This window comes from Mucilaginibacter sp. GW821-FHT07H05, from assembly GCF_059418485.1.
The window spans coordinates 71,891-87,238 of record NZ_JBWKPY010000003.1 but is presented as its reverse complement, the minus strand read 5'-3'; the positions used below and the strand labels follow the sequence as shown (position 1 = coordinate 87,238).

General features: G+C 45.0%; 11 protein-coding genes. All 11 read right to left on the bottom strand.

What is annotated here, in order from left to right; translation table 11 throughout:
* Window positions 1–294: 294 nt before the first annotated feature.
* Window positions 295–1,947 carry a UxaA family hydrolase gene (locus AC07M6_RS08195; RefSeq protein WP_494888518.1) on the bottom strand — a complete coding sequence of 551 codons (1,653 nt, stop codon included), beginning with the start codon at window positions 1,945–1,947 and terminating at the stop codon, window positions 295–297.
* A 3-nt stretch (window positions 1,948–1,950) separates the two neighbouring features.
* Window positions 1,951–3,465, bottom strand: a complete 1,515-nt coding sequence (locus AC07M6_RS08190) for a tagaturonate reductase (protein ID WP_494888517.1) — start codon at window positions 3,463–3,465, stop codon at window positions 1,951–1,953.
* A 13-nt stretch (window positions 3,466–3,478) separates the two neighbouring features.
* The gene (pelA, locus tag AC07M6_RS08185; protein ID WP_494888516.1) at window positions 3,479–4,522 is read right to left on the bottom strand and encodes a pectate lyase; all 1,044 of its coding nucleotides are present in this window, start codon (window positions 4,520–4,522) and stop codon (window positions 3,479–3,481) included.
* Between the two features lie 5 nt (window positions 4,523–4,527).
* The gene (locus AC07M6_RS08180) at window positions 4,528–5,565 is read right to left on the bottom strand and encodes a pectinesterase family protein (RefSeq protein WP_494888515.1); all 1,038 of its coding nucleotides are present in this window, start codon (window positions 5,563–5,565) and stop codon (window positions 4,528–4,530) included.
* Window position 5,566: 1 nt separating this feature from the next.
* Window positions 5,567–7,471 carry a glycoside hydrolase family 88 protein gene (locus AC07M6_RS08175; RefSeq protein ID WP_494888514.1) on the bottom strand — a complete coding sequence of 635 codons (1,905 nt, stop codon included), beginning with the start codon at window positions 7,469–7,471 and terminating at the stop codon, window positions 5,567–5,569.
* A gap of 297 nt (window positions 7,472–7,768) precedes the next feature.
* Complete coding sequence (locus AC07M6_RS08170) at window positions 7,769–8,776, bottom strand: pectinesterase family protein (RefSeq protein WP_494888513.1); 1,008 nt, start codon at window positions 8,774–8,776, stop codon at window positions 7,769–7,771.
* A 4-nt stretch (window positions 8,777–8,780) separates the two neighbouring features.
* Window positions 8,781–10,445: a glycoside hydrolase family 28 protein gene (locus tag AC07M6_RS08165; protein ID WP_494888512.1), complete on the bottom strand. Its 1,665-nt coding sequence runs from the start codon at window positions 10,443–10,445 to the stop codon at window positions 8,781–8,783.
* A 15-nt stretch (window positions 10,446–10,460) separates the two neighbouring features.
* On the bottom strand, window positions 10,461–11,411 hold the full coding sequence (locus AC07M6_RS08160) for an alpha/beta hydrolase (RefSeq protein WP_494888511.1): 951 nt from the start codon (window positions 11,409–11,411) through the stop codon (window positions 10,461–10,463).
* Window positions 11,412–11,416: 5 nt separating this feature from the next.
* Entirely contained in the window at window positions 11,417–12,385 is a 969-nt protein-coding gene (locus tag AC07M6_RS08155; RefSeq protein ID WP_494888510.1) for a pectinesterase family protein, read from the bottom strand.
* Window positions 12,382–13,179 (bottom strand): rhamnogalacturonan acetylesterase, encoded by a 798-nt coding sequence (locus tag AC07M6_RS08150; RefSeq protein ID WP_494888509.1) that lies wholly within the window; start codon window positions 13,177–13,179, stop codon window positions 12,382–12,384. The genes AC07M6_RS08155 and AC07M6_RS08150 overlap by 4 nt, the downstream gene beginning before the upstream one ends.
* 298 nt (window positions 13,180–13,477) lie before the next feature.
* Entirely contained in the window at window positions 13,478–15,331 is a 1,854-nt protein-coding gene (locus AC07M6_RS08145; protein WP_494888508.1) for a RagB/SusD family nutrient uptake outer membrane protein, read from the bottom strand.
* Between the last annotated feature and the right edge of the window lie 17 nt (window positions 15,332–15,348).

Here is a 15,348-nt window from a genome sequence, read left to right as displayed (position 1 = left end):
AAAATAAACAACACAATGAGCCAAAATCAGCAAAACACCAAATTATATTTCCCTAAAAAACCAAAGTAAAACCGTTAAAACCGGGACAAAAAAAATCCCCCACCGGGCGGCGGGGGATACATAGCATGTTTTCTTGCACAAAAACATACTAACCAAAACCTAATCGATGTAAAAATGGGCTTTCTTTATGAAGAAAGTGTGAAGAGCCATTGAGTCTTAAGTCAAAAGTTCGAAGTCTTAAGTCGCCAAGTAATTTCAGCTTAGACTTCGAACTTTTGACTTGAGACTTCCGACTTATAAAGACACCCCCCGCTTCCACGGAATAAAATCATCCTGCCCGTGGGTTACCGCGCTTACTTCTACCTCGCCGCTGGCCACCTTTATTACGTAATCTAAAATACGCGCGCCTGCTTGCTGTATGGTTTCGTCGCCTTCAATAATGCTGCCGGTATTTACGTCCATAATATCACTCATCCTGTTATAAAGGCTGGTGTTGGTAGCTATTTTAACTACGGGTACAATGGGGTTACCGGTAGGCGTACCTAAGCCGGTAGTAAACAATACAATATTAGCGCCCGATCCTACCTCGGCCGTGGTTGATTCCACATCGTTACCCGGGGTACACAATAAGTTCAGGCCGGGTTTAGTTACTTTTTCAGGATAATCCAATACGTCAACCACCGGCGATGTACCGCCTTTTTTGGCTGCACCTGCCGATTTGATGGCATCGGTGATTAAACCATCCTTAATATTACCCGGCGATGGGTTCATATCAAAACCCGAACCTGCTTCTTCAGCACGCTGAGCATAGGTGCGGATCAGGCTGGTAAAGCGCTCGGCTTTGGCGCTGTCTACACAGCGGTCTACAATATTTTGCTCCACACCGCACAGTTCAGGGAACTCAGCTAAAATTACTGAACCACCTAAGGCAACCAGCAGATCGGAGGTATAACCGATAGCCGGATTAGCCGATAGTCCTGAAAAACCGTCCGAGCCACCACACTCCAACCCGATGGTCAGTTTGTTTAATGGCGCCGGTTTGCGTTCGTTTTGGTTGGCTTGTATCAGGCCGGCCAGGGTTTGGCGCAGGGCCTGCTCAATCATTACCGATTCTTTACCTGTTTTTTGCTGATCGATCACATACAGCGGTTTGCTGAAGTTAGGATCGCGTTTAGCAATTTCTTCCGTCAATATACTTACCTGCGCGTTTTGGCAACCTAAGCTTAACACCGTAGCGCCGGCCACGTTAGGGTGTGTAATGTATCCGGCCAATAAACCGCACAGCGTAACCGAATCCTGACGGATACCGCCACAGCCACCCTCGTGAGTTAAAAATTTGATGCCATCAACATTCGGGAACACTTTTGGTGTTTTCCCGCTGCCCTGCCCGCCTTCTATTTCGGTATATAAAACTTCATCAATACTAACGCCATTTTGCACCATATTGATCAGTTGCTGGGCCTTCACCTCGTAAACCTGTTTACGGCCATAGCCTAAGGGTTTAACCAGGGCTTCTTCCAAAACCTGCACGTTGCGGTTCTCGCAAAACACCATTGGTATGACCAACCAGTAATTGGCTGTACCCACGCTGCCATCGGCACGATGAAAACCGTTGAAAGTCCTACCCTGCCATTCACTCACATCCGGGCTTTGCCATTGGTGATGATTGCTTTCGGATAAAAAACTATTGGCCGCGTGTTTAATATTTTTAGTAGATAATAAACCACCGGCAGGTATTTCGCTTTGGGTTTTGCCCACCAGTACGCCATACATAATTACATCGGCACCCTGCGGCAGGGTATTAATGGCAAACTTATGTTTAGCCGGGATAAATTCGGTTACGGTATAGATTACACCCTCGTACTGTACTTGTTCATCTGCCTGCAAATCGCGCAGGGCTACCAATACATTATCATTGGGGTGTACTTTTAATATGCTTTGTTTCATTTGTTATTTAGCCAAACTTTTTAATTCGATATGCTCCAAAACCTCCAGCGCGCCCTGATTTGCAATTGCTTCCAGTTGCTTTGCAACGGCGGCTTCAAAACCGGGTAAAGCGGTCAGGTCGGTATCCCAAAGGGTTTTATTACTTAAAACGTTTTTAACTACCTGTTGTGTATCGGCGTTTGTCCATGCTTTGTAAAAATATTCGGCCTGGCTGTCGGTCACCACATATTCGTTACCGTTCACTTCGCCCACAAATTTACCATCTATTTTGTTCACTTTCATAAAACGGATAAAAGCGGCAAAACCAAGGGCTATCAGTTCGGGCACGGTTTGCGATTTTTTATAGTGATTAAGCAATAACGGCAATACCCGCATCTTAATTTTAGACGAATATTGTGCCGATATACTGATCCACTGATGCTCGATATTAGGGTTGCGGAACCTGTCCAGCACCTTATAGGTAAAATCGTCGGTTTCTTCGGTAGTTACTTTGTATGGTATAGCCGGGGCAATATCGCTACGCATCAACTGTTTAATAAACTGCGAAAATGGCTCGCTATCCATAGCCAGCTTAACGGTTTTAAATCCCGAAAGGAAAGCTACCGCGCAGCTTAAAGTATGTGTGGCATTCAATAAACGCAGTTTCAATTCACGAAACTTTTCAATATCCGGCGTAATCACCACGCCTTTATCTGTTTGGGCAAAGGTTAATACCGATGCTATTTTCTCGTCCCCCTCTATTGCCCACAGGCTGTAAACTTCGGATACGATGCGCAGGTCGTCTTCGTAACCACACTCCGCAGCCAATTCCTTAGTAGTAGCGGCATCGGGTTTACCCGGCACAATACGATCTACCAACGAATTGCAAAAATGATTGCAGCCTTCCAGCCAGTCCATAAAGGCGGGCTCCAGTTTATTTAAATGGGCCAGCTCCAGGATGATCGACTCCAGCTTTTTGCCGTTATCAACAATCAATTCGGTTGGCACGATCACCAATCCGCACTTATCGCTGCCGTTAAAGGCCTTGTAACGCTCGTACAATACAGCTAATAACTTACCCGGGAAAGATACCGGCGGGTGTTTGCGAATATCGTCCTGCACCAGTTGGATCCCAACTTCGGTAGTATTAGATATTACCACCTGCAAATGCGGACTGTGGGCTACCTTCAGTATTGCTTCCCAATCCTTACCGGCTGATAATACCCGGCTAATAGCCGAGCAAACCATTTGTTCGTCAACCTCTTTACCCTCTTCAATTCCCTTAATATATAAGGTATACAAACCATCCTGTTTATCAAATTCATCAGCCGAACCGGTATCGGTTGATTTTACAACTACCACACGGCCATTAAAAATACCGTTGCGATTGGCTTTATCAATAAAGTAATCGGGCAGGCCGCGCAGCAAAACACCGGTACCAAACTGCAGTACTTTTTCGGGCAGGTTAAACAATTGTTCGTCAGGAACGATCAAGCCCGGAACGTTGATCTTCTTTATATTATATCTGGATAAAATCATGATCTCTTTTAAATTAATTCTGTAAATATTTTTTGGCCCAAAGCGGATAATCCTTATCCAGTAATTGCTTTGGCCATGTACCATACCAGGCATAACCTGCACGGCGTTCAACTTCTATCTCGGTCACGTTATATTTCTTCTCGCTGGTACGGCCCGAAAAGAAGGGCTTATTGGTACCAATTTCATAATAACGGGCCCAAATGGTCGAATTGGGATCGGCTACCAGCACAGCATCTTTACCGCCGGGCTGGTTAGCGTCTTTAATATGTTCAAAACGGTAGCCTGTAATCTTCACCGCGTCAAACCATTCTATAGCGCTTTTAACAGCGAGCTTTATTTCGGGTGATGGATTGGGCACCTTCATCAAAAACTTTACAATCTCGGTTGATTCCGCCGGGGTGATACCCACCAGTTCAAACTTTCGGGCCATGATAGGCTTCAGTGTATTTCTATCGTACTGCTGGTTCCAGCCGGTAAGTTTGCCGTTTACAACAATTTGTGTTTTTAAAATACAGTCAATCCCTTTTTTAATCGCTTTCGCGGATGGTTCAACCAGCGTTGGGTCAACCACATCAAAGCCGTTCTTTTTGTTAGCCACATTATCCAGTATTTGCATTACATGCATCATGGCGTTATCGTTAAAAGTAATAGCGGCACGATAGAGGCTCGAATCAGGATAATATTGCGGCCAGCCGCCTTTGGCATTTTGGGCCTTTAATAAATACCGGATCCCTTTTTCGGCAGATTGCAGGTAGGTTTTATTACTGGTTTGTTTATAAGCTTTAACCAGGTAATTGATCTCTTTAAAAGTAGCTTCATTATCAATGGTCGCATCAATTTTATTGATGTCGGCCAGTGTTGCCTGTTTTTCTGCAGCAGATAGTTTTTTAGTATAATCTACCTTTACCTCTTTCACTGCTTTAGGCCAGCCCCCTACCGCACGCTGGTAAACCAGCATATTTTCGGCAATAGAATCTGTTTTGGTCTGTGCGTAGCTTATACTTACTACAGCCATTGCTATTACTACCATCCATATTAATCTGCCTGCACTTCTCATCTTTTTTAATTTGTTAAAGGGTTCCATTTTTTATCCATGGCCCATACAGCATCAATACTGTTAGCGGTGGGCATCCCCGCTGCTTCCTTCAAATTATCTTTTAACCAGGCATAATTACCACCCTGGCGGTGACAATTATAAAAATACACCCGCTTACCGTATTGCACACCTGCCGAACTTGCCGCCTGATAAACAGGTGCATCGGCCATGTTTTTTGCAAATGTGCAGTTGAGCAGGTAAAACTGCGAATCCTTGTGATAGCGCCCCAGTTTAAAGCCGTCGTCGCCACTAAAACTGCAGTCCTTTAGTACTGTTTTCTGTTCCTTATTGCCCGATCCATCATGCCAGATGGCCGCTTCCCTATTATGGCAAATAAACTTACACCCTTCGGCATAGGCCCATCCGCGGGGGCAATAAAAATCAACGCCGCCTTCCATCGTGCAATCCTTAAAATAAAACATCCCGGCCTGGGTGTTCCAGGGACTAACCGTATCCCCGCCATAAGCGCGCAGCGTACAGTTAATCACCTTTAACCGGGTAGTTTCAAACGACCGTAAAGCCATTTGATGGCCATTGCGGGCCACTTTCTTTTGGGTCATTTTGCCATCAACCATACAGCCAATTGTAGTATCGGCCATATGATCAAAACCATAGCTATTAATAATGCTCAGGTTTTTTAGCGTAATATCATTGCCGCGCAGGTTAAGGGTGGCTCCCCCCCAGTCGGTACTGTTACCATCGCAACGCCAAATATCGCGGGCAATAGCCTGGGTAATGGTGGTATTCTTTTCATCCTCGCCCTGCAGTACCACGTGGCTTTTAGTCATAAAAACCTTTTCGCGATAGGTGCCTTTTTTTATAAAGATCACCCTATCGGCCAATGCCGAGTCCGGCAAACTGTTCAACGCCTCCTGTATGGTTTTAAAATCTCCTTTACCGCCGGCATCCACTACTATTTGCTTTTGCGGCACAACACGCGCGTAAACTAACGCGGCGCCAACCAGGCAAAATACAGTTACAGCTATGGCAAACAGTTTTTTCACTTTATTTTTTTACAGCCAATTGTTTAGCCACCCATTTCACCAGGTCATCGGCTGCTTTGTAGTTATCATAATCAGCCGGTAGTTTGCGTCCGTCGGTATATTCATTGTAAAACCATGGGTCGCCAACGGCAAACACGGTGCCCTTACCATATTTGGCCGTAGTGATAATAATATCACCGTTATCCGTTAATGCCGAAACAGCCGGGTGTTTAATTTTAAATGTGCTGATCTCTTTGATATAGATCTTTTTGGCCGTTTTAAAAATAGGGTTACCGGGCTGTATCGCTATAGCCCCGGTTTCAAAATGCGGCGTAGTTACATGGTTACGGCTATCCAGGTTAAACTGCATGCCAAATTTGGCCATCAAGTTATTCAGGTGTTTAAACTCGGCATTGCCGGTATCGTTATTAAATACCAGCAGCACGCCGCCCGCTTTTACCCAATCGCTGATTGCTTTAATATGCGGTGCTTCAATGTATTTGGCATCGGGGTTTTCTTTAGGAATATCAGGATCAACAATGATATATACCGATGCTTTCTTTAAATTATCAGCCGTAGGCGCGGTATATAGTGTTTGTGTTTTGAAGCCGTAGTTATTAAAAATATGACCGAACAGGGAGAAACCGTTATTATCCATTTCTTCCCATTTGTAATGGAAGGATACGGTACGGCCGGTTAATTTTTCTTTCAGATGCTCATCATTAAAATAGCTATCCAGCAATACCGTTTTGCCTTTAGCAGCCGACAGGTTAGCCAAACGCTCCATCTCAACCGAAGCCTGTATAAAAGCGCCGACACCTTTAGGATCATTGGTAATTACCTTCTCGCTCAGATAATACTCGTAGCTGCCATCGCGGTATGGGTTGCCGCCTAAGCCGGCTACGCTTACCGTACCGTTCAGGTTAGTTTGACCATCGGCATCAACGCTGATAAATTGTTTGATAATGCCCTGGTAGGCCTTTTGAGTTACCGCCTTGTAAGTTGCAGGAATATAACCCTGCCTTACACCTTTAGCCAACGCGTAAACAAACATGCACGATGCTGATGCTTCGAGGTAGTTACCCTTCCCGGTAGGCATATTCAATATCTGGTACCACACCCCCGATTTTGGGTCCTGGTATTTTTGGATAGCGGCTGCCAGGCGGTTAACAATGGCCAACAGTGCAGGGCGCTTAGGATGGTTAGCCGGTAACTGATCCAGCACATCAACAATAGCCATAGCATACCAACCCATAGCGCGGCCCCAAAAATGAGGCGAAAGACCGGTTTTAGGGTTAGACCATCTTTCTTTTTTGCTTTGATCCCAGGCATGGTACAGCAAGCCGGTTTTGGCATCGCGCGCGCGGCTCTCCATCAGGATAAACTGGCTGGTGATATCATCAAAATCGGCGGTTTCGCCAAAAGCGTTGGCGTATTCGGCATAAAAGGGTTCGCCCATGTACAGGCCATCCAGCCACATTTGGTTTGGATACCTTTGCTTGTGCCAAAAACCACCTTCGGGTACACGCGGTTGCGATTTGAGCTGATCGCGCAGGATATTAACAGCCTTATAGTACTTTTCAGATCCTAATACATTATAAAGCAGCAGCACCGAACGGCCGCTCAATACATTATCAATATTATAATCCTCTTTTTTATAGCCTTTGATAGTCCCATCGGCTGCAATCAGATGATCTAAATAGTTTTGAATATATGCAAAATACATGCGGTCGCCGGTTTGCTTCCAAACGCCTTCAATACCTCTCATAATCACCCCCTGGTCATAAGTCCATTTAACTTTTGACGAGGTATCGCTCCATAACTTCATGGCGGTAGCGGCCATACGCTGCGAGTAGGGTTTTTCCTGGGCTGTAGCTGCTTGTATAACAAGACTGGTTAACAGGCATAACAAAAATATCTTTCTCATTTATAAATGTTTTTTGTTCCGATAAACTTTATCCGGCACTCTGGCTTTCGGCATGAGCGCTCTTATTTTATTAAATAATTGGTTGTTTTAAAACGCTAATTTGAAGCAATTTTAATAAGTTTTTTATTCTTAAATCAGGTTTGGACGGTAAATAACTGTGCAATCGTTCCCGGCAACGTTGCCGGAATAATTATATCAATATATTTCAAAGGTTATATTTATCCATAAGCTAACCGTCCTGTTGTATCCTGATTAAATTCATCAACATAGTTATTTTCCTGTTACAATACCTCTACCCTATTTACCCTCCGGATCCCAATGATCCTGGCCGCTTAAAATATTTTTAACCGTATATTTTTTAGCTTCCTGCGCCGTCAACTGGTGCGACCAGGCCACCCTTGCTTTAGGGTTGGCTCCCGGCCCTGTGCTTTTGTACTCGGCATAGTAAGCTGTCTTTTCCTTATCGGGAAACATGTTATCACCTTTCCAGGGGTTCCAGCCTTCGGGCAGGATATGGCTGCCCATTTCGGTACGGATATAAACCGTTTTGGCATACGACCGCCACGGACGCCCCAAAAACTCTTTTTTTACTACATCATCGGCTATCAGCTTGCAATCCAACAGTACATATCCGTAGGTTTGCAATTGAGTTGTAGCCGCCGCTGTGATGTAAGAATCGGCCAAACTTTTTATCGTACAGCGCTGAAAAACAACGGTAGCCTCACCAAACAGAAAATCGGTTGTACCTTCAATATAGCAATCCTGATATAACTGGCGCGAACTACCCGTGGCCGTGTAAAGTGTATCCTGATTACCCAAAAGTTTACAGTTTTTAATCATGCAACGGTCGCCCTCCACGTGCAATGCTACCGCCTGGCCTACTCTGCCGGCTGTATTTTCAATGGTCAGGTTTTCGGCTACAAAATTGTCACCGGCTACCAGTACAGTGTAGGAAGTGTAGGTAGACATTTTATCGCGGCCGAAAGCATCCTTGCCACCCGGCACCGGCTTCCCCGAATAATCATTATTGGTGATGATGGTTTTATCCTTATCCTCGCCTATTAACGAGATATGCGTTTTCCATGACGGGATAACCAGTTTTTCGTGATAGATCCCATTTTTGATATAGATAGGCACCTGCTCCTTTCCCAAATCGCGCACGTTATTAATAGCCTCCTGGATGGTTTTAAAATCGCCGCTGCCATCCTGTGCCACCGTGATCTTTGTAAATACCTTAGTAATTGGCTGCGCCTGTATTGCAGCCGCCAATACTAATCCGGAAAACAATAGCATCAATTTCTTCATCTGCTTATTTTATAATGATGGCTTTACTATCGGCACCCGCTTTAAATTCTACTTTGTTTTTCGCTTTAGACGCATCGGTATTGGTTACCATAATGTCCTTGTTGCGGTCGCCGGTAACGCTGAACAGTACATCGGCATTATTGGTATACCTGATGCCATCCAATTTAACATTGCTGCTGTTCTCTACTATAATTACCGGTTTGGTATCCTTACATTCAAAAGTTACATTTTTAAGGGTGATATCGCTGGCTTCAGATATTTCGGCACCTTTGGTAGTTTTCAGCACCACATTTTCAAGATGGATCCCTTTAATGGCCATTTCGGGTAAACCCCTGATCAGTAAACCGCTACCCGCGCCATTGCAAACCACGTTGCTTACATAAAAATCTTTAAACTGTGGCGTGGTAACATCGGCTGCATAGGTTTTAACCGCTATCGTTTTACCACCTTCACCTTCGGCAACAGATTTACCACCGTAGTACATATCAAACAATATGGCGCTGCCCAAAATATCTTTCATGCTGATGTTTTTCACGTAGATCTTCTCTACCACACCACCACGGCCACGGGTTGTTTTAAAACGCAGGCCGATATCGGTACCGATGAAAGTACAATCACTTACAAAGATATTTTTAGCCCCGCCGCTCATTTCGCTGCCAATAACAAAGCCGCCATGCGCACGGTAAACTATGTTGTTACGCGCTATTACATTTTCGGTTGGTTTGCCGCGTTTACGGCCTTCCGCGTCGCGGCCAGATTTAATGCAGATGCCATCATCGCCCGCATCAAAAGTATTACCTTCTATCAGTACGTTCCTGCACGATTCTGCATCCAGCGCATCGCCATTTTGGGCGTTCCACGGATTACGTACCCGTACATTGCGCACGGTCAGGTCTTCGCATAATAAGGTATGCAGGCACCAGGCCGGTGAGTTTTGTACCGTAACACTTTGCAGCAATACTTTCTTACAATTCGTCAGTACCACCATGTTAGGGCGAAAGAAATCTTTCATATCCTGATAATCGGACAATGATTTGCCCGGTTTAAGATAAATGGCTTCCTTATCATTCATCCCTTTCACAAAGCTTGCAGACGGGTACCAGGTTTTGCCGTTCTCGCTCACCACGCCGCCAGATGCAACTTTTGCCTTCCATTCGCTTTCGGTTAGCCTGTCTTTACCAATAGCACGCCATACTTCGCCTGCCCCATCAATAACCCCATCGCCGGTAACGCCGATATTGACCAGGTTAGTACCTGATATAGGCGACTGGTTGCGCGGCGAAGGGTGGCCTTCATAATTACCTTCTACCAGCGGATACTGGCTTTTATCATCGGTAAACTGCAGCATGGCAGCGCGGCTTACATGCAGGTTTACATTGCTCTTTAATACAATGGGCCCTGTTATCCACAATCCCTGCGGAATTAGTACCACACCGCCGCCTTTGGCGCTGCAGGCATTAATAGCGTTGTTGATGCTTTTAGTGTTCAGCGTAATACCATCGGGCTTAGCGCCATATTTTAAAATATTGAAAGTATCTTTTTTAAATACCGGCTGCGCAATTTTAGGCAGGTTGGTCCACGAGTATTCCTTTTGCTGAGCGGATGCAGTTAAGCCGCAGGCACCTAATAAAAGGCCGAGGCAAATTTGTGTTTTGATGTTTATCTTCATGGTTAGTGTTTAGTATTATCTTTTGTCAGGTACAATGTCTTTTATAAAACCCATCTCGTTCAGCCAGGCCTCGCACAGGGTAGTCCACAAACCCGTTGAGCCCGGATTATTGCGCAAGGCAATGGCATGCGCCCCTTGCGGAAAAGCATGAAAGCTGACCGGTACATTATTTTGCAGCAGGGCCTGGTAAAACAGCAGGCTATTCATCGGGTTAACCGTTTTATCATTGATGGCATCCACTATAAAGCAAGGCGGTGTGGTGGGAGTTACCTGCAGTTGCAGGGAATATTTTTTAGCCAGTTTATCAGTAACATTTGGCCCCAACAGGTTTTTACGGCTGCCGGTATGGGCATAGGCTGTGCTCAGATCAATTACCGGCGATACCAGTATCAGGAAGTTGGGTTTAAAGGATATCTTATCAAGGCTATCTTTAAGGGCCGATACATCATCATCGATGGTACCTGCCGATGCTGCCAGATGGCCGCCTGATGACGAGCCCATGATGCCAATTTTAGCGGGATCTATACCCCACCGCGCAGCGTTTGCCCTGATATACCTGATAGCGCGCTGGGCATCCATTAATGGGCCTGTCTCGCGCTGTTTTAAATCAGGCGAGTTTGGCAGGCGATAGTTAAGCACAAATGCCGTAATGCCCATGGTATTAAACCATTTGGCTAATTGCAAGCCGCTTACTACATAAGCCAGCCGCTCGTACCCGCCGCCCGGGCAAATAACCACGGCCACCCCTTTATTCTCTTGCTTACCCGGAAAAAAGGCGTACATGCCCGGCAGCATTACCCGGTAAATGCGCTCGTTAGCTATGCTGTCCGTTAATTTAAGGTGATTGGAATTAGGGATATTATTTTCGGGCCATATCGGGATAAAGTCCTGAGCGCGGGCACCTGCCGTAATCAACAGGCAAAAACAAACCATCAGCAATATTTTACTAAACCCCGCTTTCATCATTTCCCTCATTTTAACGCTTTCCTGGGGTCCCAGTTATCATTACCGCCCAGTATATTTTTCAATGTATATGCTTTTACTTCTTCATCGGTTAACTGACGTGCCCAGGTTACCCGGCCAGCCGGGTTTGCACCCGCGCCTGTATTTTTATATTCGCTGTATCGCGCGGTTTTATAGCTTTCGGTCTGGTTCCAGTTAGCCCAACCTTCAGGTTTAATATGGCTGCCTATATTACAGCGGATATAAGCTACAGCAGCATAAGGCCGCCAGGGCCTGCCTAATGATACCATATGCAGGGCTGTATCTCCTGTTAACCTGCAATCAAAAAACACATAACCGTATGGCTTGTCCTGCGGAGTGCTGGCGGCAGTTACGTGCGAGTTTTTTTTACTGTAGATAACACAATCCTGAAAAACACAGGTTGCAGGGCCAAAGATAAAGTCGGTAGTGCCCTCGATATAGCATTTGTTATAGTATTGCCGGCTATTTTGGCCCGAGGTTAATAAAACATCCTGGAAACCAATAAAACGACAATTGTCAAATATTAACTGATCGCCATTAGCATTTACAGCCACGGCTTGCCCGGCAGTAAACCCCGCATCATTTTGAAACGTAATATTGCGGGCTGTAAAATTAGCGGCATAAATAAAAAATGAGGCCGAACCGGGGGTACTCGTATTCTGCCCGTTAACCGGCGGCATCCCTACATGGTTATTGTAAGTTAATATGGTTTGATCTTTATCTTCGCCAGTAAGTGTAACAAAGGTTTTGGTAGAATCTAATACCAGGCGTTCTTTATAGATCCCTTTCTTTACAAATATCTCAACAGGTTTATTCTTCCCGGCGGTTACGGCGTCGAAAGCAGCCTGCACCGTTTTAAAATCGCCGCTGCCATCTAAAGCTACAATTACACGCTTTTGAGGGTATACATTTGCGCAGCTAATTAAAGCAAACAGGTATATCAGCAGCTTCTTCATTTTGCAGCAGGTGGTACGTTTGGTTTATTGGTGCCGATAACGATACGATCGGCTAATTCCAGTTTTAAAGCCCGGATATCAGCCAATACAATCTGTGCCATTTTACGGGCGCCAAACTCGCTAAAGTGGGTATCGTCTCCCCGTCCGTCAGGGTAATTAGGGTTTTCGCCGGGTTGCAAATAGTTATACAGGAATTTTGAGTTTTCCACTCCCATGGTTTGCAGCAAGGCCTTGCTTTCCTTATCTAAATCTATCAATGGTACCTTTTGATCGGCAGCCAGCTTGCGGATGATCTCGGAATATACCTCATGTGTGCCCACGATATTGCCCGCAGCATCAAATTTACGGCGTGCTACGGGAGTGATCAGTACGGGTACGGCTTGTTTAGCACGGGTTTCATTTACAAAGCGCAGCAGGTTATCATGAAATTGTACTTCGGTAGTGGCCGATGCCTTGGTAGGCACCTCATCATTATGGCCAAACTGGATCAGTACATAATCGCCCTGTTTTAATTTATCGGTGATGGATTGCCACAAACCTTCGTTGATAAAGCTTTTGGTGCTGCGCCCGTTTTTGGCAATATTGGCTACCGTAACTGTATTATTAAAAAAAGCTTTGAACGGCATTCCCCAACCTGTTTCGGGATAGGCTTTAACTTCCTTATCGGCCATGGTAGAATCGCCGGCCAGGTAAACAGTAATGTTGGGTGGTTGTAATGTAAAAGCAAAAAGGCCAATGATACTGATACTTAAAATACAGCATAACAAATATTTCCTGTTTAAAAGCTTCTTCATGGTATTCAAAATTTTATAAGCATTTGGGTTTATCGATGCAAATTAGACTATTGTAAAGCATATCGCTCTCCTTGTCCGTCATGTTTGTTTAGCAAGATTAAGCACTACTAACAGATTAAAAAAGGATATCGCCAACAAAATCTATGCAATCGTTCCCGCCAACAAGGGTATAAACATCGTATATTTTCAATAAGGCATGTTTAAATTTATAAACAATTACCCGTCCCTGTTAAATATATTATCATAGATAAAAAAAGGGGCCGCCAAACGGCAGCCCCTTTTTTATCCTTAGTTTAAATTAATAGCCATAATCTTGTGTCAGCGCGTAATTAGCTGTTAAGGTGGCTGTAGCTAATGGCAGCAACTCGCTGTGGTTTTGCTTGTAAGCATAAGCGAAAACCGTTGTAAATGTGGAGTTAATACCCGATGAACCTAACCAGTTGAGTTTAGTGGTACCGGTTGGCGCCGTTGTTGTAGCCGGCTTGTATAACGAATTCAAAAATATTTTTGAATCATCGGCTGTTGATGTATTGATAGAGTACATAAACTTAGGCAGGGTGGCTACCAGGCAATATGCCGGTGGCGGAGCCATATAACTTGGCGGGGTTATAGCAACCGGAGTTGTTGCCCCCATATTAGCCAGGTTAGCTTTTGTTTCGTTAATGGCTGTAGTTAACAGGTTCCACCGGATCAGGTCGTACTTACGTACAGCCTCGCTGCCAAACTCCAGCATACGCTCCCTTACAATAAATTTAAAGAAACCGTCTTTATCAGTTGGAATGGTTGGCACCAATGCCGCGTTACCACCATGCCCACGCTGACTTACTTCTTTAACAGCGGCAATATCTGCAGCGGACGGGCCATTATTTAGTTCATTATCAGCTTCGGCATACATCAGTAGTATGTCTGAAAAGCGCTGGATCACCCAGTTTAAGCCCAGGTTAGCGGCGGATGAACCGGCTGTAAATGTGGGGTTGGTTAACCATTCCTTGCGCCATTTACCATCAGTTATCGCATTTATCGCGTGGCCTTTACGGGTTAGCAGGTCGGTATTGGTTTCATAAGGTACCGATACTACATCACGCCTTACGTCGGTTGAATCGAACATGTAGAAATAAGTAGGCAAAATGGTTAGGGCACCACCGCCAACCGAACCAAACTTGGTGCCATTATACGTACCTAATTTACTATCGGTTGATGCAGTTGAACCGCCCATTGCTACCTGGAACATCAGTTCGCCGCTTGGGTCGTTGGCGTTATGCCCGCATACGTAATCTTTCCAAACCGATTTATAGCTTGGGTTTAGGGTATGCTGATCTCTCCTTGCCATCAATTCGGTACATTCCTGCAAAGCTATCTGATAATAAGTTTTATAATCAGCACGGCGTTCCATGGTAGTTGTAGCTCTCCTTAAAGAATAACCACCTCTGAACATCGCGATACGCGCCCTTAAACCTTTAACAGTTCCTTTTGTGATCCGCTCATCGGCCACATCGCCAATAGCACCTAATTCTGTTCTCCATGGCACCAGGCTTTCGGCCTGCAGCAAATCGGCCAGGATATGATTGTAAATCGTGTCGCGATCTGTTTTAGGTAAATATAAGTTTGTTAGCTGGGCCGATGGTACACGCTGCTCGGGCACATCGCCAAAGTTACGTACCAGTTCAAAATAATACTGGGCCCTCAGGGTTAAAGCTTCGCCATACAAGCGTTTTAGCTGACCTTTTACCTGGGTAGACCCTGTTGTATACAAATCCATTTTGGGGATATTATCAATGCAGATATTAGCCCTTTCGATACCTGAATAAGATTGGTTGTAAACCGGCGCTAATTGTGTATTGGATGGAAATAAATAATAACGTGAAATATTCCGGCGTTCGCCGTCATCAGTAGTACCGCCGGCACCCATCATTTCGTCGCTATCGTATGGATAGTACATGCTGATACGGATACCATATCCATAATCGCCGGCAAGGTTATTATAAGCCCCCATTACCGCGCTTTTAGCAAAAAACACACTATTGCCAAAAACCAGGCTATTATCAAAAGAGGATAGTGGTGCCGGCGACAAATATTTTTTGCAGGACACAAAACCAATAGCTACTGCTATAACAGCTATCAGGATCCTTGTTTTTAAAATTATATTTTTCATTTTAATATAGTTTACTG